This is a genomic window from Clostridium fermenticellae, assembly GCF_003600355.1.
Taxonomy (GTDB): domain Bacteria; phylum Bacillota; class Clostridia; order Clostridiales; family Clostridiaceae; genus Clostridium_AV; species Clostridium_AV fermenticellae.
This window is the reverse complement of the sequence record NZ_CP032416.1, coordinates 1,026,551-1,051,279: the sequence shown is the minus strand read 5'-3', so window position 1 is coordinate 1,051,279 and position 24,729 is coordinate 1,026,551. Positions and strand designations below refer to the sequence as shown.

Below are 24,729 nucleotides of genomic sequence, written 5' to 3'. Positions count from 1 at the left end.
TATAATATTTCACCAAAATCCATATGTACCCTCTCCTTTATAAAAAATTTAATTAACGAAATAATATAGATATCTTTAAATCTAATTAAATATGATATACTTAAGTAACATACAGCACAGTCATTTATATTATATATTCAAATAAAAATAAAAACAACTCAAATAACAAGGGGGTTTGTGTCAAGTTAAAGTGGGCAATTTTATTTTTTAAAATTTCCATTGTAAATTCAGTTGATATTTTTCTTCCCGTATGGCCCCGTCCACAGCCCGGAAGGGCGCACTTATCCTGTTAACTTTTTATCCCGAGTTTTTAAATTATCTATAAACCAGTTCACTGAGATTTCTTTCCTGAAAAAAGCTCTGTATCGCTTTTCTGCCATTGGTTACGGCGCAGCCTGTAAATGGTATCCCTGCTTTATGTATATGGTAATACCTGCTCTTCTTAGGTTTCTTGTTAACATCAGCTGCCGTTAATGTTATAACCTCTTTTATTTTCTCCAGTTTATCATCTGAAATAGAACCTGAACATATCTCATCGATTGTTTGGTATATTCTTTTACCAGCTTTTTCTGCCAGTATTTTTGCCAGATTATTTGCACCCTTTATAGACCAGCTCATTTTTCTCCCTTTCATCCTCTGGGCCAGTATGTCACAAATATTATGCTCCATTGTGCCTAAATTCCTATATTCCAGTCCTTCAGGTGCCTCCGGCATCTTTATCTCTTCTCTTAAGTGATATGGCACTAATCCTGCCTTATTTTCAAAGAGATATGTATACAGTTTTTCTAATTTCTTAAACTTTTTTTCGTTATTAGTATACTTAACCATAAGACCTGTTAAGTATTCAAAACTCTTATCTATTTTTCCGTCATGCAGCATTTTCATGAGTTTATATGCTTCCTTTTTATCCTCCATATTTCTCAGTACTGCCTGACTTTTATGGAATGGATCTAACTGAAAATATACGCCTTCTCCACCCATGCTCTGTTTTATCCATGGGGCACCATCCCCATTCAAAATTCTTACTTCTATTTCATCTGTGTTATATACTTCTGCAATGGCGGCATCACTAAGTTCCTTGAATTTTTTACTTGTTCCAAAGCTGGCGCATGCTGTTTTATTATGAACTACATAGCCGTCTTTTCTGCCACCTCTCTTTTTCCAGCCCTCATAAGTTACTCCCAGCTTAAGTTCTTTCTTTTTAGACTTCCTTCCTTTAGGTTTATCTTTCCCCTGAATGCTTAACCAGATGCCGTCCATCTCCTGAAATAAGGCCTTAACTTCCCTTGAGCCCTTTAATTTTCCCATTTTATTCAGCAGTATCTTCCTCTCTTCCTTTTCTTCTATTTTAGAACCTAATTTTTGTACTACATTCCATACTGCCGTATGGCTGATTTCCTGGTTTGCCAGTTCTTTAATATTATTTGAAGTGTTCCTATAAGACACATTGGTTACATTGTCTACTATTTTTTCTACTAAAGTGCTTGAAATATGGCCTATTGTATCCATTTTTAAGTATTCATCCAGTAAGAATTTATATGCCTTTTTCCCTTGATCAGTTTTGTATTCATATATACGTCTGTCAAATTCTACATCTCCCATAATAGTTTTTATACACGTATGCCTTAATCCTTTATTTCTATATATTTCGGCATCTCTTTCATCCATTAACCTCCGGTCCAGGTGCGAAAGCACCTCTCTTAGAATTTCACATGCTGTATCACACGCATATTTATATATTTTTTTCTCTAAACTATTGAAAGTTATTTCATTATCATTTAAACTTAAAGTATCGTTTAAATTGTACATAATCTCACCCATTTCTATATAGTCTTATCAACTTATATTATAATGGATTTTTATGTACATGGGAGATACTTTTTGTATCTCCTTTATTATTTTAACCAGTAATTATTACTACCTTTGCCTACTAAAATTATACTCTAAGAACAAGGGGGATAAATAACAATTGAAATACACATTATATCTAATAGTCTTAATAAATATCATGGTTTCAATAATCGTTATAATACTAGAAAGAAAAAATCCAGAAAAAACCATTGCATGGCTGGCAATTTTTATCGTACTTCCTCCTATAGGTTTATTTCTATATATCTTTCTTGGTCGAAATTGGAAAAAGCACAAATTACATGATGAGACAAATATAAACATAGAAGAACTTATTTACGAAGCTATGCGCGGCAGTAACGCGTGTGAGTATTCGGCATTAATAGAATTGCTTTCAAGAAACAGTGAATCACCACTTTTTAGAGATAACAGTGTAACAATTTTTAAAGATGGAACTGAAAAATTCAAGGAACTAAAAAAACAACTTTTAAAAGCAAAAAATCATATTCATCTGGAATATTATATTGTAAAAAGTGACACTATAGGAAATGAAATAAAGGATATCCTAATAAAAAAAGCACAAGAAGGCGTTAAAATAAGATTTATATTAGACAAAGTCGGATGCATTGGAATAAAAAAAAGTTATATAAGAGATTTAAAAGACGCCGGAGTCGATGTAGTTTATTATTCTTATTTTTTAGCTCCTTTTTTAAAGTACATAAATACACAAATAAATTATAGAAACCACCGAAAGATAGTGATAATCGACGGTAAAGTGGGTTTTCTTGGTGGAATAAATATTGGTGATGAATATATAGGTAAAAGCAAATTCGGATATTGGAGAGATACACATATAATGGTAAAAGGCGATTTTATATATGGACTGCAGGCCGTATTCCTGGATGATTTTGCTACGATTAAAGAAGCAAATAAAGAATTATTCTACTATGGAGATAATTTTGAGGAATTCTTTCCCGAATATGATAGTTATGATGGAAAATTAATGCAACTTATAAAAAGTGGTCCTGACTCTGAATTTCCTGCAATCGAGCAGGCAGTTTTAAAAATGATAAGTACCGCAAAAAGACATGTTTACATAACGACTCCTTACTTTATACCTACTGAAAGTATATTAAATGCCTTAAAAATAGCATCTTTAAGTGGAATAGATGTAATTATTTTATTTCCTGAAAGATATGATCATATTCTTGTTCATTATGCTTCTATAACTTATCTTGAAGATCTAGTGAGAAATGGGGTAAAACTTTATTTTTATAATAAAAATGCATTTGTACATGCAAAAACTACATCCGTAGACGGCACACTCTGTACAATAGGTACCTCAAATATGGATATAAGAAGCTATGAACTCAATTATGAAATAAATGCTATGATATACGATGAAGAAGTCACAGAAGAACTCGAAAACTTATTTTTTGAGGACTTAAAACATAGCAGAAGAATTTCTATAGACTATTTTGATAATCTTCCTCCTTACATAAAAGCTTTTGAAGCCTTCTGTAAAATATTTTCATCTCTAATGTAATAAGGATAGGAAATCTCCTACCCTTATTGGATTTTAAAATATATCTGATGAATTTTCTTCTTTTATAAAACCTTTCCTATAAGCTGTAAGAAGCTTTTCAAGATTAGCAATTTGCTCTTCTAACTCACGCCCTATATCTGTATCTGCAACTTTCTTCCTTTTAACAGCATGTTCCAGTATTTTAGTAGACGAAATTATATCTTCATTATTTTTTATTGCATCCTGTATGGCAGTAAATGGTTCATGTGATGTCAAAAGTAATCCATATGAATTATAAATAAGAGTATATCCTGCTATGCCAGTTTGAGGCTGATAAGCCTTACAAAATCCTCCATCTATAACAAGTAAACGCCCATTTCCCTTTATGGGGTTTTCACCCTCCTTAGTCTTTACAGGTATATGCCCATTTATTATATGGGACTCTTCTGGATCTAAATTAAATTCAGTTAAGATATTTTTACATATAGTTTCATCATCTCTATATTTATAGTAATAATTTTTTTCCTCATAATGAGTATTTTTATCATCTATAAAATATCTTTCGAAGGTAGTCATTCTTTTTTTACTAAATTCTGGTGAATCTGGTCCACACCATAAATACCACATCATATCCATACCATATCTTTTAACACGTTCGTCATTTTTAAAGAAGTACGAATCCCTTGCGACTCTATCAAATCTATCAAGTAAACTTCTCCCACTATATTTTATATTTCCTATCTTTACCTCTTTAAAACTTCCATCCTTATTTAATGGAATACATCCATGGTATAATAAATTTGAATTGCATACTAAATACATAGAACCCTTACTATACAAGAAGTTTATATGTTTTTGTAATTTCTCACTATTTAAAAATGAATTAGTGAGTTTATCAATTAATTCACTTTCTCCATTAGTCAATTTATAAGGATTTTTAAAATCGATTGTCGGAAAATTAGTGTCATTTAATTTATATATCTTACCATATAGATTTATCTCACCTTTTTCTATATCTATTTTATCCAAAAGCAATCTGTCATTCATTCCAAATTCAGCTCTTCTTTTTATAATGTTGCCTTCAACCTTAAATTGAATAATAGCTATTGCTTTATGCATTTTTGCAAAAAGGGATATTTCACTTTCACTTATATTTTTGTCTATCGTTTTTGGTATAAAATCTTTGCATGGATCATCATCGTATGTGTCCATAGCAAATGTAGCTAAAGGTAATAAGTTAATACCGTATCCATCTTCAATAGTTCTTAAATTTGCATATCTAAGTGAAATCCTTAAAACATTTGCAACACACGCTTCACAGCCTGATGCCGCACCCATCCATAATATATCGTGGTTTCCCCATTGAATATCAACGGAGTGATGTTCCATAAGAGCATCCAGTATTATATCTGCTCCAGGTCCCCTATCATATATATCTCCTATTATATGAAGCCTGTCCACAGCTAATCTCTGTATAACTTTTGATATTGCTACAATGAATTGATCCGCTCTATTTATATCTATAATAGCATTTATAATACCATTATAATAATCTTGCTTATCTATTCTATCTCCCTGTTCATGAAGAAGTTCTTCAATAACATATGCAAAATCCGGAGGAAGTACCTTTCTAACCTTTGACCTTGTATATTTTGAGCTTACATTTTTACATATTTCTACAAGCTGATGAAGTGTTACTTTATACCAATCCTTTATATTTGTTTCAGTTTTTTTAACTAATTCCAGTTTCTGTTCAGGATAGTATATTAAAGTAGCAAGTGCTGACTTCTGATGTTCAACTAATGAGTTTCCAAATACATCATCTATTTTTCTTCTCAAAACACCAGAGGCATTCTTAAGCATATGCGTAAATGATTCATATTCTCCATGAATATCACTTATAAAGTGCTCAGTTCCCTTTGGTAGATTTAGTATAGCTTGTAAATTTATTATTTCTGTACTTGCACTTGATATTGTAGGATATTGCTTAGATAACAATTTGAGATATCTTAAATCTTTCTCTATAACCTTTAAATTATTTTCATCGTAGAAAATCATTTTATTTTCTCCTTCTAAAATTAATTAACATTATAATAAGTTATACTTTATTCATCATTAGTATACTATACATTATAATATTAATATATCACATTGCAGCTAATACTTTCTATATATTTTTAAATAATTTTTAATCTTTCCAAAACCATTTTTTAGAATCCTTTTTATTCTTTTTAAGAGTACTTTTTTCTATAAATTTATTATTTATAGTAGTGTTTTTATTTAAGTCACCCTCTACTCCAATTTTATTTATCTTACCTTCCAATTCTAATTTTTCTTCCGTAACTGATTTAAGTTTATTCTTTAAATATGCTATCTCATCCCTCAATACTGTATATTTCTCCTCAAGCATCTTATTTGTTTCAATTTCATTCTTTAATCTATATTTTACATTGTTAAGTTCCTCTTTTTCATATTCGAAACTATCATACAATTTTTTGAAATTTTCTGCAGTAATAACTTTATTCTTTTCTATAAATCCACTGTTTGCATTTAAGGTAACTTTTTTCAAGAAATCTTTGAAGAAAAATACTTTCCTAATACCTGCATAATATCTATACGGGACACTTATATAAGTGTTATCTTCATAACTCTTATATAACACAGTCTCCAATAAGTTATCTTTACCATATATATAAATTTTAGGCATACTAAATTTTATTCCTCTATCAAAAGAAAAACTTCCATAAAGTTCATTATCAGAGATCCAAAAAATCCATAGAATATTATTGTAAAATTTAATCAAACATGAACTCACATTCTTACCATAAAATACAATAGTATCTCTTTTTATATTATCCTTTTTATAGAGATAAACAACCTTACTTTTCTTATGTTCCTTTATTATGCATATATAATGCTGTTCATCTCTATCAACTGTTAAATCACAATCCAAACATGGAAATTGTGATTCATAAATAATACTTTGATATGCCCAATTATTGTATCGTGCATTGAAATATTTTACAATTATCCTATGCTTTTTATCAAAATCACTATCTATCAAAAATATATTTGAATCACAATCCTGAACTATTTTAAACATCATGCTAAATGCAGGTGTTGATCTAAGTACTACATGCGGCCTGCTCCATTCTCTATTATTTAATTTTACTATTTCAACAAGTGTTTCTGATATATTCTTTTCATCATTAACATTGTATATAAGATGGATATCATTATTGCAAAAAAATGCTCTAATATTAATAGGCATAATCGTATTACTACATATATTTATAGTTTCCTTAGACTTAAACTCACCATTACCAAATTTCATAACAACAATATTACCATATATATTCTGATAAAATAAATAAACATCATTGTTGTAATCTTGCATCGCATAAAAGCCTTTAAAGGCAATCCTCGAAATCATAATTTTCTTTGACCATTCATTATTGCATAACTTTTGATAATATAAACCAAGTTCATTTTTATATGAAAACTTTACTACATCACCATTTTTTACTTTAAAAATGTATTTTTCGTATATTCCACATTGCAAAATATTCATCTCCTACTCTTTATAAAACATTGCTCACAATCTGGAATATATATGACATCATCAATCAATAGTCTTGTTACAACCAATGAATCAGCTGAAAAATTAACCTTTTCATCTTCAATTTTAGCAGCTTGAATTATCCTTGTAAAAGAATTTACTACCATAGCAGTATCATATTCATATACTTTATATGGCATATAAATGGTCGCCTTCTGTGACCCATTTAGAGTACCATCTAATGTAAATGTATTTTTCTTATCATCAGAAATATCTATACTATATGGAATAATAAAACTATATTCAAATACCAGATATTCGCTATTATCTTTAATTCTTTTTTTGCTCTGCATTTCTTTAAGTATTTCACACTTTTTGAAATATATATTATCTATATTAGTGAAATCACATTTATCAGATGGTAAATCGATCGACATATCATTAAATAATACTTTTTCTTTATAAGTTGAGATAACCTTCTTACTAAATATAGGTATTTTATTTTTTTCGGTTTTAATCTCAGTTTGAAAATCATACTCTAAGGCTTCATCTTCTATTCTAGATACTGATATATCATATGGATTGTCATTTTTCTGCTTAAAATATACAGTTGCAGTAACTTTATTTATTTTAGTATCAACTTTATCGAGAACACCGTCTCCTTCAAAATCTTTACTTGTAACTAAAAGAGCTCCTTTATTTCTATCAATACAAAGCTTTTGGGGAAATTCAAAGGTTGTCTTTATTAAATTAACAATCTCACCTGTTTTTATATTTAAAACCTCAATTCTCTTAAGCTTTGAATTAAGTACATATAATAATTCATTATATATCTCTAAATCCTTAACCTCAGCACACAATTTTAGTCTTATATAAGATATGCTTCCATTTTTTAAATTTACTACAGTTATATTTCCACTATTTTTTACCGCCCATGCTGATTTATTTCCAATATAAACCTTATTTTCATATACACACATACAATATGGACTATTACCAATATTTTTATATTGTAAAACAAGTTTTAAGTCTTTTGTATTATATACTTTTAATTTACATTCTATAGTGTCTAAAATAAAAAGACGTTCATTATTTGCATCAAGTTTTAACGAATTTATCGCGGTAAATCCATCTATACATCCAACTTTTTCCCTGGTTTCAAGATTATATACAATTACCCTTTCAATATTAGATACATATATTTTGTTTTCATTCATATCAATTTCTGCTATACCATCATTTTCTACATTCCAAACTTCCTCACGTTTATAAAGAGTATCAAAAATTATAATTTTATTATCTCTTCCACTTACAGCATAAATATTATTTTTTGAATCAACTATTACATTTGTAACTTTACAACCAGTATCTATCTCTTTTACAACTTTAAAACTCTCAGCATCAATAATTGATATAATATTTCTATTCAAATGCGATACATAATATATAGTATTGCTATCTTTCAATAACTTTCATCCTTTCATAATATTACTATATATCATCTTATTTTTTTCTTAGAATATGAGAAAATATAGATTCATTTTTTTCAATTTCAAGCTCCTGTTTGACTTTCTTATTTTCCTCCTTCAAATCCTCTATTTGACTTTTTAGCATAGAGTTCTCCTCAAAAAGTATATTATTTTGATCATCCAGAGCTTTCCTTGCATCTTTCTCCTCTTCTAATTTTTCTTTTATAGTATCAAGGCTTTGCTCAAGTTTATTTTTTATATCTGCAAGCATACTACAGTTTTCATCAGAAATACTTTTTTGTGTAAATACTTTATTTATCCTTTTTTCATAATTTTCTATGAACTTTTGTTTTTTCTGCAATTCAGCTTGAAGAATTGAGATTTTGTTCTCAAAAATTTTATTAACAGAATTTACTTCAGATATCTTTTCTTTTATTTTTTTTACATCATCGTGCGAAACATTAGATTCACCATTTTTTTCAAAATGTGCTTCTGAATCGAAAGTCATCTTTAATATATAGTCAAAATCATACAGCCTTGCATCTACATCTTCTGTACCATATACCGTACTTATAAGCACACTTGTATTAAATACAAAAATACAATTATAAATTTTCAGATTTACAGCAGAATCAATATTAACCTCCATTGCCTCTGACCAGTTTTCATTATCATATAACAAACATTTTATTTTATTTTCTTCTATAAAACAGATATAAACATTATTATTTTTATAGAAAATAATCGGTTCTATAATTTCACTTTTGCTTTCAAAAACTTTATAGTTACTTATTTTATTATCAAAATCAATACACACATGTTCAAGTGTATAAATTGAATTTTCCTCAATCCCATTAAGTATGTGTATACCAGTATTAGCTATTATTATTCTAACCGATATTTTTTCTCCTTTTAAACCATATAATCTAACAGGATCTGTCCAGAAGTCATTTTCATAAATCAAATAATTGAGCGCTATCTCATCACCAGCATCTGTTAAAAAAAATAGATTGATATTGCCTGTGATCCCAATTTTAATATAATAATATTCATCTGATACAGAAGGTAAAATAATATCATATATCCTATTAAATTTTGTATTCTTGCCATCCCATATGCAATGCATAAGTATTCCATGATCTCTTCCATTATTTTCACAGAGTAAAAAGAAGATATGCATATTCTCTTCCATTATTTCAATCTTGAGGTCTGATATTACTATATTAGAATTATCTGCTTTATAAAGTACCTTTCCCATCCACTTATTATCATTAATTGTACAGTATACAATTTCACCTTTTAAATTTGAATACACTATGTGAACTTTATTATACACATCAACATATACTGTAAATGTGTTTATTTCTTTACATACTATCTTTTCTCTAGTCCATTTTCCCTCATTATACATAACTTTATAAACTAGTTCATTATTTTGATTTAAATAATACTTCCATACATTATTGTTAATGTCTTTATATATCCAAGGATATTCATTTTTCACTGCACTCCCCCCTTATAAAATTATATTCTGATATAAAAATTTTATAACTCTATTTTTATTTAAAGATTTCATTTAAAGCATTTGAAAATATCACCATCTTAATCTTTCAGCATATGATGTAATGTAAGCATTTAGATATTTTTCTAGTATAATCTTCAAAAGGAGGAAAATTTATGTCCATAAATTTTGAGAAATTTGTGCCACGACCAGGTCTTGTAAACAAACAAGGACGACTACCTGATCCTTCGGAATTGGTTTGTATCGAAGTACCTAAAGTTTTCGATCAATGTTTAATAAAAAGATGTCTATTTTACCATGACGGTCCAGACACAAATTCAACTGATTGTGAATTAAGAAGTAACCCACTATCAAATCCAAAAATGTATATAGGCTGTAGAGATTTTAAAGTAAAGCTTGTTTCTGTAGATAAAGTCCCACTTAGAGATAAATGTGGATTCTACAAATTAATTATATCTTACATTATTTCATTCTATGCAGATTATATAGATTGCAGTGCAGTAAACAAATGTGAATTTTTTGAAATCAATAGAACAGATGTCATAGGAAAGTTCTATTGTCCTAATTCTGTATCCCAAGTTTCAGATACAAGTGTACATTTAGATGATGAAAAGCAAGATGACAATATAATAAAACTTGTAATGGTTGCTGAAGCTTTACAAGGGAAATTTGCTCAGGATAAAAATGGATGTAATGTTTTAGATATTACATTAGGCTACTATATAATCGTAAAATCTGAACTGGTCGTTCAACTTTTAATACCAGCTTATAGCTATTGTACTTTACCTAAGGAGCCATGTCCTTGTGAACCAGAAGAAAATGTATGTGAAAAATTTAAAGAAGCACCTATACCTAAATTCTATCCAGATCAAAACTTAGATCCATTATTTGATGATTCTGATTGTGATAACAGTTGCGATTCAAGTGACAACACAATATGTAACTATACGGATCAAAATAACAATATAGATTATAATTGTAATGATCAAGATCAGAATCTTTGAAATGCTTTCTCACAATTTTATATAGAATTCGTCTAGTGAAAGGAAGAATCTAATTAATACTTTATATATTATAATTTTCACACCAGTGCTGTGACAAAGCCCCATAAAGGGGCTTTTATTTTAACGGCTAAAAAATATACCCATTAAAATTAATGAGTATATTTTCTTATACTTAATTATAAGAATGATGGCTATTAAATTTACTTTATTCGTTTCACATATACTATTATATACGATTTTGTATTCTGTATCAATATGTATTTTAAATCTTTACAAGACTTTTTAAAGTTAAAATAGTACAGATTTAAAATCTGTACTATTTTAGCATATTCGTTTACAACAAATTTCTATATTTTTTCTTCTATATTTTTTAGCGCACTAACCAATTTATCTATATCATCCTTACTATTAAAATAACCTATACCGATTCTTACTGCTCCTCGTTCTAGTGTTCCAATAAGTTCATGAGCTGTAGGAGCACAATGTATTCCAACCCTAACCATTATGTTATATTTTCTATCAAGTTCAAATGCTATATCTTCAGCTGGTATATTTTCCAAATTAAAAGCTATAACCCCAACTATCTTATTGTAATCTTTCGGACCATAAATATGTATTCCATCTATTTCGTCCAATCTTTGTAAAGCATACTTTACAAGTTCTTGTTCCTTTTTTCTTATATTTTCTATACCTGTAGAACATATAAAATTTAAAGCTTCTCCGAGTCCTATTATTCCAGCGACATTCAAGGTACCGGCCTCATATTTATTTGGAAGATAATCAGGCTGATATGGATAACTTGAATCTCCTCCTGTTCCTCCCGATTTTGAAGGCATTATATTAGCATCCGAATCACAATTTATCAAAAATCCACCAGTGCCGGTTGGACCCAATAAACTTTTATGTCCTGTAAATGCTAAAATATCTATGTTATCTTTAACAACATCTATAGGGTAAGATCCTGCTGTTTGTGCTGAATCAACAAGAAACAATATATTATGCTTTTTTGCAATAATACCTATTTCCTTTATAGGCTGAATAGTACCAATAACATTGGAAGCATAAGTAAACACTATCAACTTAGTATTGGGTTTTATAAGTTTTTCAATATCGGAAGCTTTAGTGATTCCCTCTTTAGTACATGGAACCTTAGATATTTCAATATTTCTATCTCTTTCCAAGGTTTTCAAAGGCCTCCAAACTGAATTATGTTCTAAACTGCTTGTTATAACATGGGCTCCTTCTTTCAGAAATCCGTTTATAACCATATTTAGAGCTTCAGTTATGTTATATGTAAATATGACTTTAGATGGATCATTTCCATTAAATAATTTACATACCATTTTACGCGTATTAAATACCAATCTATCTGCTTCAATTGCAGTCTTGTAAGCTCCTCTTCCAGCTGTAGCTCCTATTTCCTTCATATACTGCATCATCTTTTGAATTACTGCATCGGGTTTTGGATAAGAAGTAGCTGCATTATCTAAATATATCCCCATATAAATCCCTCCTGAATATCTTAATTTACATACATATTATATCACAAAATATCACTTCAATCTTATAGGGTTTGTAACTGAAAGCTTAACTTATGCGCAGACCGGAATTTCCAAAATTAAGGCACATTAAAAAATTTTGTAGTAAGTCTTAGCGAAGGGTTCTTAAGTCTTAGTGGATTTTATATGTCTGAGCAAAGCGAGTTTATAAAATCTGCTTAGACTTTTATGAACGCAAGCTTAGACTTACTAGAAATTTTTTACGTGACGTATTTTGGGAATCCCGGTCTGCGCATAAGTTAAGCTTCTACTTGTAAACTCTAATAGAGTTTGTAATTTTAAAGTTAATTTATACCTAAGGGAGATGGATTAACTTTTCAGTTACAAACCCTATTTTGCACATTAAGCATTATTGTTAATTATATACGTATAAGGACAAACTAATCCCAAATAGGTATTTTAAAACTACGAGAATAATATTTACTGTAAAGTTATATTTTTACCCGGCGGCGTAATTGCACTCTCAATATTTTTAACTGAAAGATCAGCTACAGCCTTAATCGCATTCCCCTGTTTAAATACAACTATAATTGGACTCTCATCTTTACCAATACCATATTCCTCTGGTACTTCTTGTCCAGTAATATCCATTGTTCCACAAGCTACATTAGCATGTATTTTTGAAAATTCTTCTATTATTCCTAGCATCTTGTTTTCATTTTTCACAGAAGGAAAATAGAAACCTACAACTGAATAAAAGCTTTCCTCTATAAAGCCCTCAAAATTTTTGTCATCCAGTTTTTTTAACATTACAAACTACCTCCTTATTTATATAGTAATTTTTGTATATATAAAGTAACCTGTAAGCCTTAGTAATATAGCATTTTTCAGAGTATTGCAATAGTATTTGGTATACCAAATACTATTGCAATACTCTGAATATTATGATATACTACAAGGAGCAGGGGAAGATATTCTGCAAAATATGATCCCCTGTATAAAAAAAGTTTAAAACACACACTTAAAAGTTAACCAAATGTTACTCAGATCTAGTTACATTATCTACCAAAGTCTGTTTCCTTATAGGCTTTGGTAGTCTAGGTAAAACTACCGACATTACACAAGCATATAATGAAAATAATGCTGCAACTGTAAATACAATACCCCAATTATAATGAGCAGCAAGTGCAGCTCCTAAGCCGCCGCCTAAAATAGAAGCAAACCCTTTACCACTGTATAAAATACCATAGTTAGTAGCAGCATAAGTGGAACCAAATATATCGGCATTTAAAGATGGGAATAAGCTGAAAAGTTGTCCCCATGTAAACATAACACACATCAATAAGACTACATATGCTATACCATTTTTGCTTCCAAACACAGGTAATAAAAATAGGAAGATTGCATTCAGTCCAAAGGACAGACACATCGTTCTTGTACGACCTAACTTATCTGAAACTGATCCCCAAAAAACTCTTCCAATACCATTTGCAAGGCTATTCAACATAACTGCTGCTACAATGAATGAAGAAGCAATTCCTATTTTTGTACCAAATGGTTTTGTATTAGCTGTAACTACTAGCCCACCAATACTTATCGATAAAAACATGGTCCACATAATCCAGAAGTGAGGAGTTTTTATCACTTCACTAGGACTAAATCCAATTTTTGATTGATCCACTTTAACAGTTTTTTCTTTTTGACCAGGCATTTTTGTACCAACAGGATAGCGAAGTATAAATGCTATAATTACAACAACAACACCTTGAAATATACCAGTACCCATAAATGCTTGTGAAGGTCCACTGGCATTTAATATTTGTTGAATTACAGGCACAAAAGGCATAGCTCCTATTCCAAAAGCTCCTGCTATTAAACCTGATGCCAAGCCACGCTTATCCGGGAACCAGCGAACTGCAACACTAACAGATCCACCATAAATGATTGCAGCTCCTACTCCTGCTGCAGCGTAAAAGCAATACAACATAGGAACAGAATTTACCTGACCAAGCATTGCCCATCCGCCGCCAATTAATATACCTGCAAGAGCAAACATTAGTTTTGTTCCAAACTTATCAAGCAATAATCCACCTACCGGTTGAACAAAGGTTTCAAACATTATAAACAAGGTAAAAGCATACTGAACAGCAACTAGAGACGAATGTAACGACTTAACTAGCGGAGTAGTAAACAGAGTCCATGCATATTGAAGGTTAGCAATCATTATCATAGCTAAACAAGCAGAAATCAACTGAACCCAACGATTTCCGAAAAATGATCCATAAGCATTGAGATTTTTGACTTTCATGTCATCAATATCAGACATTCAGTTCTCCTCCCTTTAAATTATATTAAATTTTAAATTTATTAGATATTTAATGCGAAATATAAATTTAACATTAAATATTTAAACTAGATTATAACCCCAGAGCAACTAAAGAGTGGTCCGGGGTTACACAACAAATTAACTTTGCTCGAGATTTTGTGAAATTCTTTATTCTGTTATTGGAGCTACAGTATTTTCTACTCCAACTTCTTTTAAACGTTGATTTGCAAACTGCTGAAGTTTTTCAATATGCTCCGGTTGCAGATGACTAAATCTGCCTTGATATTTAATATATTCACTAACTGGTTTATACTTTTTAGGTACAACGGTAAGTTTATATTCACCATTAACAAGTTCATATATTTGCACCATACCTGTATCAACTGCCAATTTTGCAACTTCAACTGTTTTTTCTGCTGGGAAACTCCATCCTTTTGGACAAGGAGCATGAATATAAAGAAAAGCAGGTCCTTCAGCATTACAAGCCTTTCTCACTTTATTCATTAGGTCTAATGGATATCCAAGTGATGCTGTAGCTAAATACTTTAATTCAGGATGGCCATGTGCCATCATCTTTGTTATATCTTTAGGCATAAGCTTCCTTCCTTCTGGAACTACTGGACCCGCAGGTGTAAATGTAGTCCATGCTCCATAAGGAGTAGTTGGAGAAGCTTGAATACCTGTATTTGCATAAGATTCATTGTCATAGCAAATAAATACTATATTATGACCTCTATAGAAAGCAGCAGACAGAGCTTGAATTCCTATATCAGCTGTACCACCATCACCAGCCATAACAATTATGTTTGGATATTCTGCATCAGTCTTACCTTTACGTATCATAGCTTTGTAAGCTGCTGCTATACCAGAAGCAACTCCACCACCATTAGTTATTTGTGCATGTATCCATGGAACTGACCATGGACCACAACCATAACTTGTATTTGCAACATACATGCAGCCAGTAGGGCCTATGAAAATTGTATTTTTTCCAGCTGCTTTAGCAACTAATCTATATTGCAAAGCAGGACCACATCCTGCACATGTACGGTGACCAGGAACGTAACATTCCTCTACTGGTGCTTGTTTAATTGACTTAATTTCTTCTAACACTTGACTTCCTCCCCTCATACCTAGACTTCAAATGGTGACCAATAGCTTTGTTTTTCAACTTTACCTGTTTTATTAACTTCTTTTAATATATTGAAGAACTTATAGAACTCATCATGAGTAATCATTTCTCCACCTAAACCGGCAACAAATCCAATTGTATTAACTTTTGAATCACAATTATACAAAGCTGCTCTAGCTTCAGTTAAAAGAACACCTGAGCCACATGAAATACCAAAATTAACAGAATTATCAACTACGCCCACAGACTTAAATCTGCTTAAGCACTCCCTCACCTGTTTAGTTGGAAATGGACGGAATGTACGTAATCTAACTACACCAACCTTTTCTCCAAGATTACGTAAATGCTTGACAACAGTTTTAGCTGTTTCAGTATGTCCACCTTGCATAAATATAACTGATTCAGCATCATCAGTCATATATTCTTCTAGCCAAGGGTCATATTTACGTCCAAATATATCAGCAAATTCTTCATGAACTTCTTCAATTACCTTATAAGTACCTTCTACAGCTAAATGACGTTGATACTGAGTTCCGGGTCCCATTTCTGGTTCCATCTGAGCACCCATAATCATAGGATTTCTTGGGTCCAAAACATGGTGATTCTTATATGGTGGCAAAAATGCATTAACTTGTTCTTGTGATGGTATATTAACTTCACCAAGTATATGAGATACAAAGTATCCATCCTGACACGCATATTGAGGTAAAAGAACTCTAGGATCTTCACCTATGCGATAATATAAAAGAGTTAAATCCAGAGCTTCTTGAGGCGTGGATGCCCAGCCTTGAATCCAGCCTTGATCACGACAACATAAAGCATCGGTCTGCTCCGACCCGAAATCTCCTGGCGGGTCTAACGTACGGTCAGCAATTGCCATCTGAAGTGGTAACCTTTCACCAGATATTGGTGAATAAACTTCCATTGCATAAGCTACACCTACACCTGAACTACCTGTAAAAGCACGAGCTCCCGCAGCTGCGGCTCCATAAACAACACTTAATTGTCCATGTTCTCCTTCACCAAGAACAAATTCTGCATCTAATTCTCCATCTGCAACCATTCTCGACAATTCCGACATTATTCCAGTATATGGACGTATTGGGTATGAGCAAATAACATCAACATTAGCTAATTTAACTGCATTGGCTGTCGCAACGCAACCAGATATTCTTTTTATATTCTTTTTCATTATGATAATTCACCTCCTATTAATATTAGACTAATCTTCAAAATCTAATTCAGGAACTAAGCTTATTGCTCCAACTGGACACTCTTCAGCACAAATACCACAACCCTTGCAATATTTCAAATTGAAACTAATAGGATTGTCTTTAGTCATAAGCTTTACACATGAATCCGGGCAAAATATCCAACAAGTTTGACATTGTATACACTTATCAGTATCCAATATTGGTCTTCTAGTACGCCAGTGACCAGTTATCATTCCTTCATTTTCTTTTTGTGGTGAAGACACTGTTCCTGCAAAAGGAATCTTTTCATACGGTACAGCCATTTAACGACACCTCCTTAATATTTTAAGCAGAAGCTTTAGGTAAACTACTTGCATCTACAACAACAGCTTGATTAAAGGCTTTCTTTGCAGCGCTCTTATTAACAATTTTTTTCAATAAGTTTTCAAATTTTACAATTCCTGTGCCTTTAACAACGGCAGCAGCTAATGCAGCACCCATGCCTTTACCAATACCAGATGCATCAGTAGCACCTTCTGCTCCTGAAAGAGTAATTATTGATTTTGATAATTTATTGGCATCTATTGCTACAATCTTAGAAAGATTTTCAGTATTCTTTTTAATAAATTTAAATAAGTACTCAGGTGATCTTTTAGTGTTGACAATCAAAACTGCTCCTGGCCTAATTCCTTTTAGAATATCTACACCTTTAACAAGAGTTTCTTCTGTAAGTACTACTATATCAGGTGTTTCATTCTCATAAACATACTTAGATTCAATTTCATTAGGGCTAATTTTCCCATACGCTCTTACCGGAACATATATACGATCCGGAAGATCAACATAATTCTCCCATGCTTGAACAAACTTACCTTCTAAAGCAGCGGCTTCTGTCAATGAAACAACTACGTCACGAGCTTCTTTGTTTTCATATACTCCTCTTCCCCAAACTGTAATTTGTGTTAAATTTGGTTCAGCAAACAAATTATTAGTACTCAATTTGCTACACCCCTTCCTTCCTTTTTGATTGGCATCTAAATTTGACTTTAAATTTAACTTTTTCCTGTCCTCACCCCCTTTAAGTTCTTTTCAGAATTTACTTTGGTAATGGCCTGATTAAAAATTTCCTGATCTATTTTGACCTTTAACCCTGTTTTCATTGCTCTCGTAATTGCTATAAATGAAGTTCTATGGCATAAATTAGCCAGTTCTGCTCCTGTCATTCCTTCTGTACTTTCAGCTAATTGCCTAAAATCAATGCTGCCTGTTAAAGGTAACCTTTGAGCATGAATTTTTAAAATAGATTCTCTCCCATAAATATCTGGAAGCTTTAGTTCTATTACATACTCAAAGCGCCCTTCCCTAAATAAAACTGAATCAATCAAATTTATTCTATTTGTAGCAGCTAATACAGTTACTCCATCAAAATCTCTTAACTTGTCAAATTCATATATTAGTTGACTTATAAGCATATCTGTCAAATTATTTGCTTCGTTAGATCTAGAACGAGTTATGGCATCTATTTCATCGAAAAATAGAATGCACGGAGCACTTTGTTTTGCTTTAACAAATATATCATGCAAAACCTTTTCTGACTCTCCCATCCAGTGAGATGATAAAGTAAGACCACTTATGGTAATAAAATTTTCTTTTACATAGTTACCGATGGCTTTTGCTAATAAAGTCTTTCCACTACCAGATGGACCAGTTAGTAAAATCCCCTTAGGCGATCTAAAATTATATTCTTTACATAGTTTGGGATCAATTAAAGGGAACTCAAGCAAAATTTTCATAGTTTCTTTAATTTCATCTAATCCTCCAACCTCTTCCCACTTTACATCAGGACTTTCTGTAACATATTCCCGGGCACTTGATGGTTCAATTTCTTTCAGAGCTTCAATAAAGTTTTCCATGGTAACTTTAAATGGTGGTATATTTCCACCTGTTTCAATTTTAGGTAAGACATTACGTAAAGCTACCATACCAGCTTCCTTACACAAAGCCGAAATATCCGAACCAACAAATCCATAAGTAATCCTGGCTAACTCTCTCAAATTTACTTTTTCATGGAGAGGCATACTGTTTGTATGAATTTTAAGTATATTAAGCCTTCCTTCTTTATTAGGGGGTAATATTGCAATTTCTTTATCAAATCTACCCGGACGTCTTAACGCTGGATCTAATGAATCAAGTATATTAGTAGCACCAATTACAATAACCTGTCCTCGACTTTCCAGGCCATCCATAAGTGCAAGAAATTGCGCAACTACTCGTTTTTCCACCTCACCATGTACAAATTCCCGCTTGGGAGCAATGGAATCAATTTCATCCATAAAAATTATACTTGGAGCTTTACTCTTAGCTTCTTTGAAAATTTCCCGAATTTTAGCCTCACTTTCTCCATAAAATTTGTTCATTATTTCAGGTCCGTTTACATGGATAAAATGAGCCTCTGTTTCAGACGCTATTGCCCTGGCAATTAAGGTTTTACCTGTACCTGGTGGACCATAAAGAAGAATGCCCTTTGGAGGTTCAAATCCTAATTTTCTAAATGCATCTGGATATTTCAATGGCAATTCAACAATTTCTCGTATTCTTTTAATTTCTTGATTCAAGCCACCTATATCTTCATATGTAACTCTTGCCTTCGAACTTGAAAACTCACTTTCCATAAAAATAAGATCTGTTTCTTCCTTTATCACAACTGGCCCTGATGGTGCGGTTCCACTTACATGAAATACGATTTCATTATGACCAAAAATCATTAATGTTACTTCGTCACCACTAATTACCGGTATTCCTCTAATTAAATTTTTTACTTCTTTTTCATCATCTTCCGTACATTTAAAAAATATATTTGTCGTAGATAAAGCTACCCTTCTTGCTGTTTTTATTTCAGTTTTAGTAATTGTTACTGATTCATTTAGTTTTATACCACTATTTCTCCGGATTGTTCCATCCATTTGAATGAAAGGCATTCCATAAATATCATTAAAAGATGGATAAACTTTGGCTGAAGTGTCTCTTTTACCTTTAATCTTAATGGTATCTCCTGTATCCACTCCTAATTGTTCCATATCTTCTCGATTCATGCGAACTATGCCTTTACGCGAATCTTCCAATAAACCTTCTTTAACTTTTAATTTAATAATATTAAACTCACCCATTGTATACACCTCATTTTTATTTGTAGTAATGCTCTGCTAGAGAAAGTTTAATTTCAATGTTCACTAATTCAAAACAGTATACGGTATACCATATTAGTAAAAAATTAATTTTGCTCTTAAGAATATTCATTGAAGAAATTAATTTTGGCATTTGTTTATTTAATATGGTATACGGTATACCATATTGGAAGGAACATTTTTATCTTCGGATTACATTTCTACAGATAACAAAGCTAAAAAATTCATTTATTTGACAGATAGAAATTCTTGTAAAAATATGCATTAAAGTTTACTTTCACATTGCTTTTTCTAGTTGGTTTGGCTATAATTAGATTAAGTTTAGTATTTTTACTTTACTATAGTAGATATTTGAGATTTCAATAGTTTTACCTTCTGCTAAAGGTTTACTAATTTCTCAATATCTACTTTTTTAAAATCACAAAATTGCATTGCCTTTCCATTATCACTTCCTGGACCATTGATAATTTTATAATAAAAAATTTCTTAATATCAATAAAATCAGCTACTTTTATACTATAAAAGCAATTTTTTCAAAACTATCATACAACATTTTAAATTTTCTGAAAAATTATTATCTATTTATAAGTATAGCATGTTTTTTTCTATTTTCAATAGATTTACAAAAAATATATTTTTTTACTTTTATAAAACTTCTCTTAAATGTACCATAAATCCTGATATTTAATTAAGTATACAAAACTTATAATCTTAAAAATATTTTATTAAAATGGTATACAGTATACAACTTTAATAAATAAAATATTTTGAATTTTTTAATAATGCTACTGCTTTTATTTTTAATATAATTAAACATCCTTTGAATAAGCCATTTTCCAATATACCTCACTTGTTTTTCCCACATGTATTTTAGCCGCATTATATGCTTCATCACTATTATGACTACGCAAGGCTTCAATAATTTTCTTATGTTCTTCCAATACTTCTTCTATACGTCCTTTTTTTGTATACGTTAATTTTGTAAAGCTGTTAATATAACCACGAAGTGTATTAATAAAATAATATAAATGTGGACTTTCTGCAGCTTTACAAATAATTTCATGAAATTTTTTATTCATCATGATAGACTTTTCAATATTCCCATTTTCATATTCTTTTAACATTCTATTATTAATTGAATTTAACTTTTCTAATTCATTATTTTTGACTTTTGTAGCTGCAATACTACAGCTAAGAGCTTCTAATGCTATTCTCATTAATTGAATTTCCTTAATATCTTCTCTACTAAATCCAGAAACAACAACTCCTCTGCGAGGAATATGAGTTACCAATTTTTCAAATTCAAGCTTACGAATAGCTTCTCTGACTGGAGTTCTACTTATTTTTAATTGCTCTGCAATATTACGCTCTACAAGTCGTTGACCTGGTTCTAATTTTCCATCAAGAATGGCATTGCGTAAAATGGAAAATACTGAATCCCTAATATAACCAACCTTATCAAATTTTATTGGTGAAAGTTTATAAGGCATTCTATTTTACCTCCTCTTAAAATTTTTAAATTTTGATTATTTCCATCTTTATAAAAAGATTTGATTATCTTTATTTTATCACAATATTTGGAACAATATTGTAAAACTGTATTATTTTTTATAAAAAACTACATAGACTCAATATGCATATATTGCGTATTAAGCATTGATCATAGATATATGGTTATAAGGACAAACTCAACTCACATCGCAGAGGTATACTTACAAACTTCGGCACCCTAAAAAAGTTTTAACATCTCTAGGCTCGCCTTTTAAAAATTTAAGCAGATTATATAAACTCGCTTTGCTCAAACATATATAATCTACTAAAATTTTTCTAAAAGACTTCGCCAAGAGATGTAAAAAACTTTTTAGATGTGCCTTCAGTTTCTAAGTATACCTCTGCGTATGAGTTAAGTTTGTCCTTATAAATTATAAATCAAATGCTCAATAAAATAATTTCGCCTTTAAGGGTTTATGGCGTAGCCATATTGATTTAAAAGTCCTCTACTCCATTTAAATATAAATCATATATAATCTCACTCATTTTCTTGCAATAGTATTTGTCAACTTACATTATAATCTCCATGATTGTATTCTCTTTATAAAGGTTTTACGGACGTAGTCCTTGTATATATAACATTAATCCCGGAGGGATATTTCAAAATTACAGAAGTTATAATAAATAACGAAATTTTTCCCGGTAAAAGATTAAATATATCTAAAATTAAAATAACCTGCCCTTCATAAGAAAAACAGAGCACCCTAACGGGTTTTAAGGCTTACAGTCTTCCTTCTTTAAGTTATAGTAATGACTGTACTAATTTAATTATTAGGATATTAACTTCCCGGGTATATAGTAAAACTCACATTTAAATTTAAATCTGTTATGAAAATAGATATGCTATTTTTTGTAACTCCCATAAGTTTAAAATATCCCTCCGGGATTATATTATTCGGGGGATTACCATTCATAAAATTCCAAATCAATTAAAATATAGGATATCGCATTAAACAATTTATTGCAAACATAAGTAAAATTTTTACGTAGTGGAGTACTGTAAAGCTGAAGACACATCTAAAACTTTTCTATAAATTTTGACAAAGTGCTGTGAAAAACCTTAAAGTCCCGGATATCATTTGAAATATGATCTTATTCAGGCTTTTTTAATTACTTCAATATACGTTTAAAATTGTAATTATAGTATAAATCACAAAGGCTGATCGCCCTAGAACCCTTGAAGGTGATATTTCACTTATTAAGCATATAACCTGGTTTAAATATATAACTTATAAGGACAAACTTAACTCACACCACAGAGGTATACCTGGAAACTGAAGGCACATCTAAAAAGTTTTTTACATCTCTTGGCGAAGTCTTTTAGAAAAATTTTAGCAGACGGCACACGCCTAAAACAGATATAAATACTGTAAATCAATTAAAAATATAGAATATCGCATTAAACAATTTATTGCAAACATAAGTAGAATTCTTACGTAGTGGAGTACTGTAAGGCTGAAGACACATTTAAAACTTTTTCTATAAATCCTGGCGAAGTGCTGTTAAAAATCTTAAAGTTCTGGATACTGTCTGAGGTACGAGTTTATCCAGGTTTTTTAGATTTTTAACAGCACAAGTTTTAGATTTATAAAAAGTTTTAACGTGTCAAAGCCTTACAGTATTTCACGGGAGTAAGAATTCTACTTATGTGTCTACAACAATGCTTAATACGCAATATATGCATTTTCTTATCTTTTAAAAATTTACTAGATTTAAATTATGGATATATATACACAGGTGTATTTAACTTAACATAGTTTTTCAAAATATTTATATCAGAGTTTGACAAAACAATACTTCCATATGTTAAGCTGCTTGTACCCTTTCCTCCATGTATTCCGACATCCCCACCTAATGCTGTATTCCATGGAGGTTGTTTTTTATTATCTATTGAATTTTTTATTCTATCAAAGGTCTTTTCATTTATCATTCCTTGCTCTAATCCTTTTTTAGCATCATTTATATTAGGATAACTTATTCCAATAAAATACGTATGCTTTGTCTTGTCAGTTTTATAGCAAACATAATAACTTCCCTCCGGAATTTTATTATCACCTTGCATCTCTTTTTTCCCATCTATTGAACTTCCAAGACTTACACCAAGTACTCCAATAAGCTTATTATCTCCATATAATTCAAGCACCTTTTTTTTCTTATATATCTTTAATAAGGTTCTATTTGGAAGTTTACCAGGCTTTTTAAAAAATATTCCCTTACTATCACCATCTTTATTTAAATTATTTTTGCTTTGAGAAAACGCCTTATTATATGATGGTGCATTAACAGATTTATTTTTTATATATGATTTTATTGAAATAGTCGAAACACTACCTATTAGCATTAATCCAACTATCAAAAATATAATAGGAGAAAGCTTATTAATCCTCACCATACCACCTCAATTTTAACAAATTCTATATACCTATCACAGATCTAATCCAATTTATTAACCCTCCACTCTTTCCAGAAAAAGATTTATATTGATAATACATATTATCGTATCGTTTCACTTTTTCATTATAATTGTCAAGTTCCTGTTTATAATTTTTAACTTGATCATTATACTGTATAATCAAACTATTTTTTTGATCTTTATTTGCAGAATTCATTTTTGTCTTTAATTTTTTAATCTGATCATTTTCCTTTATAAGTCTTGAATTTATATTTTCTAAAGATCTTTTATCATTTTCTAAAGACACACTCATATCCTTTATTACCTGTTTATTTTGCATTTGTTCATTACTTTTCAAATCTACAAGTCCAGCAATAATAACGAACAAAAAAATTATAAATATCATTAGGATTTCAAATAAGAACGATTTTAATAATGCCTTAAACTTATTCAAAATGACCCCCCTGTTTAAATTCATATTATAGTAAATAAAATATCTTATTTTTGATTTGACTTATATTTAC

The 24,729-nt window shown here is 30.5% G+C and carries 18 protein-coding genes; 2 read left to right on the top strand and 16 right to left on the bottom strand.

What is annotated here, in order from left to right; all coding sequences use genetic code 11:
• Window positions 1–315: 315 nt before the first annotated feature.
• Window positions 316–1,809, bottom strand: a complete 1,494-nt coding sequence (locus D4Z93_RS05050) for an ISLre2 family transposase (RefSeq protein ID WP_119970197.1) — start codon at window positions 1,807–1,809, stop codon at window positions 316–318.
• A 160-nt stretch (window positions 1,810–1,969) separates the two neighbouring features.
• Between D4Z93_RS05050 and cls the strand changes: the two genes are divergently transcribed.
• Window positions 1,970–3,394 carry a cardiolipin synthase gene (gene cls, locus D4Z93_RS05045; protein ID WP_119970942.1) on the top strand — a complete coding sequence of 475 codons (1,425 nt, stop codon included), beginning with the start codon at window positions 1,970–1,972 and terminating at the stop codon, window positions 3,392–3,394.
• 33 nt (window positions 3,395–3,427) lie between these two features.
• On the opposite strand, the gene D4Z93_RS05040 is transcribed toward cls, so the two are convergent.
• The 4 genes from D4Z93_RS05040 to D4Z93_RS05025 all read right to left on the bottom strand — a co-directional run bounded on the left by D4Z93_RS05040 (window position 3,428) and on the right by D4Z93_RS05025 (window position 9,905).
• A complete protein-coding gene (locus D4Z93_RS05040; protein WP_119970940.1) occupies window positions 3,428–5,431 on the bottom strand; it encodes a fructose-1,6-bisphosphatase in 2,004 nt (667 codons plus the stop codon).
• 130 nt (window positions 5,432–5,561) lie between these two features.
• Entirely contained in the window at window positions 5,562–6,935 is a 1,374-nt protein-coding gene (locus D4Z93_RS05035) for a hypothetical protein (protein ID WP_119970938.1), read from the bottom strand.
• Between the two features lie 5 nt (window positions 6,936–6,940).
• Window positions 6,941–8,398, bottom strand: a complete 1,458-nt coding sequence (locus D4Z93_RS05030) for a hypothetical protein (protein ID WP_119970937.1) — start codon at window positions 8,396–8,398, stop codon at window positions 6,941–6,943.
• 37 nt (window positions 8,399–8,435) lie between these two features.
• Window positions 8,436–9,905, bottom strand: a complete 1,470-nt coding sequence (locus D4Z93_RS05025; RefSeq protein WP_119970935.1) for a hypothetical protein — start codon at window positions 9,903–9,905, stop codon at window positions 8,436–8,438.
• A gap of 173 nt (window positions 9,906–10,078) precedes the next feature.
• On the opposite strand from D4Z93_RS05025, the gene D4Z93_RS05020 reads away from it, so the two are divergent.
• Window positions 10,079–10,927: a hypothetical protein gene (locus tag D4Z93_RS05020; protein WP_243105982.1), complete on the top strand. Its 849-nt coding sequence runs from the start codon at window positions 10,079–10,081 to the stop codon at window positions 10,925–10,927.
• 347 nt (window positions 10,928–11,274) lie between these two features.
• On the opposite strand, the gene D4Z93_RS05015 is transcribed toward D4Z93_RS05020, so the two are convergent.
• The 11 genes from D4Z93_RS05015 to D4Z93_RS04965 all read right to left on the bottom strand — a co-directional run bounded on the left by D4Z93_RS05015 (window position 11,275) and on the right by D4Z93_RS04965 (window position 24,659).
• A complete protein-coding gene (locus tag D4Z93_RS05015) occupies window positions 11,275–12,429 on the bottom strand; it encodes an aminotransferase class V-fold PLP-dependent enzyme (protein ID WP_119970933.1) in 1,155 nt (384 codons plus the stop codon).
• 477 nt (window positions 12,430–12,906) lie between these two features.
• Entirely contained in the window at window positions 12,907–13,236 is a 330-nt protein-coding gene (locus D4Z93_RS05010; RefSeq protein ID WP_119970931.1) for a thioredoxin domain-containing protein, read from the bottom strand.
• A 229-nt stretch (window positions 13,237–13,465) separates the two neighbouring features.
• Window positions 13,466–14,752, bottom strand: coding sequence for an oxalate/formate MFS antiporter (oxlT, locus tag D4Z93_RS05005; RefSeq protein ID WP_119970930.1), 1,287 nt, complete (start codon window positions 14,750–14,752; stop codon window positions 13,466–13,468).
• 168 nt (window positions 14,753–14,920) lie between these two features.
• Window positions 14,921–15,865, bottom strand: coding sequence for an oxalate oxidoreductase subunit beta (locus tag D4Z93_RS05000; RefSeq protein WP_119970928.1), 945 nt, complete (start codon window positions 15,863–15,865; stop codon window positions 14,921–14,923).
• A gap of 20 nt (window positions 15,866–15,885) precedes the next feature.
• Window positions 15,886–17,076 carry an oxalate oxidoreductase subunit alpha gene (locus tag D4Z93_RS04995; protein ID WP_119970926.1) on the bottom strand — a complete coding sequence of 397 codons (1,191 nt, stop codon included), beginning with the start codon at window positions 17,074–17,076 and terminating at the stop codon, window positions 15,886–15,888.
• A 30-nt stretch (window positions 17,077–17,106) separates the two neighbouring features.
• Complete coding sequence (locus D4Z93_RS04990) at window positions 17,107–17,400, bottom strand: 4Fe-4S binding protein (protein ID WP_119970924.1); 294 nt, start codon at window positions 17,398–17,400, stop codon at window positions 17,107–17,109.
• Window positions 17,401–17,422: 22 nt separating this feature from the next.
• Window positions 17,423–18,076 carry an oxalate oxidoreductase subunit delta gene (locus tag D4Z93_RS04985; protein WP_119970922.1) on the bottom strand — a complete coding sequence of 218 codons (654 nt, stop codon included), beginning with the start codon at window positions 18,074–18,076 and terminating at the stop codon, window positions 17,423–17,425.
• 53 nt (window positions 18,077–18,129) lie between these two features.
• Window positions 18,130–20,244 carry an AAA family ATPase gene (locus D4Z93_RS04980; RefSeq protein ID WP_119970920.1) on the bottom strand — a complete coding sequence of 705 codons (2,115 nt, stop codon included), beginning with the start codon at window positions 20,242–20,244 and terminating at the stop codon, window positions 18,130–18,132.
• A gap of 827 nt (window positions 20,245–21,071) precedes the next feature.
• Window positions 21,072–21,752, bottom strand: a complete 681-nt coding sequence (locus tag D4Z93_RS04975; protein WP_119970919.1) for a GntR family transcriptional regulator — start codon at window positions 21,750–21,752, stop codon at window positions 21,072–21,074.
• 1,778 nt (window positions 21,753–23,530) lie between these two features.
• A complete protein-coding gene (locus D4Z93_RS04970; RefSeq protein ID WP_119970917.1) occupies window positions 23,531–24,205 on the bottom strand; it encodes a L,D-transpeptidase family protein in 675 nt (224 codons plus the stop codon).
• A gap of 22 nt (window positions 24,206–24,227) precedes the next feature.
• The gene (locus D4Z93_RS04965; RefSeq protein ID WP_119970915.1) at window positions 24,228–24,659 is read right to left on the bottom strand and encodes a hypothetical protein; all 432 of its coding nucleotides are present in this window, start codon (window positions 24,657–24,659) and stop codon (window positions 24,228–24,230) included.
• Window positions 24,660–24,729 lie beyond the last annotated feature (70 nt).

Coding starts and splice junctions, on each gene's coding strand:
- D4Z93_RS04995 (WP_119970926.1), bottom strand. CDS start 17,076: ATGAAAAAGAATATAAAAAGAATATCTGGTTGCGTTGCGACAGCCAAT.
- oxlT (WP_119970930.1), bottom strand. CDS start 14,752: ATGTCTGATATTGATGACATGAAAGTCAAAAATCTCAATGCTTATGGA.
- D4Z93_RS05020 (WP_243105982.1), top strand. CDS start 10,079: ATGTCCATAAATTTTGAGAAATTTGTGCCACGACCAGGTCTTGTAAAC.
- D4Z93_RS04980 (WP_119970920.1), bottom strand. CDS start 20,244: ATGGGTGAGTTTAATATTATTAAATTAAAAGTTAAAGAAGGTTTATTG.
- D4Z93_RS05050 (WP_119970197.1), bottom strand. CDS start 1,809: ATGTACAATTTAAACGATACTTTAAGTTTAAATGATAATGAAATAACT.
- D4Z93_RS05040 (WP_119970940.1), bottom strand. CDS start 5,431: ATGATTTTCTACGATGAAAATAATTTAAAGGTTATAGAGAAAGATTTA.
- D4Z93_RS04975 (WP_119970919.1), bottom strand. CDS start 21,752: ATGCCTTATAAACTTTCACCAATAAAATTTGATAAGGTTGGTTATATT.
- D4Z93_RS04990 (WP_119970924.1), bottom strand. CDS start 17,400: ATGGCTGTACCGTATGAAAAGATTCCTTTTGCAGGAACAGTGTCTTCA.
- D4Z93_RS05010 (WP_119970931.1), bottom strand. CDS start 13,236: ATGTTAAAAAAACTGGATGACAAAAATTTTGAGGGCTTTATAGAGGAA.
- D4Z93_RS04970 (WP_119970917.1), bottom strand. CDS start 24,205: ATGGTGAGGATTAATAAGCTTTCTCCTATTATATTTTTGATAGTTGGA.
- D4Z93_RS05015 (WP_119970933.1), bottom strand. CDS start 12,429: ATGGGGATATATTTAGATAATGCAGCTACTTCTTATCCAAAACCCGAT.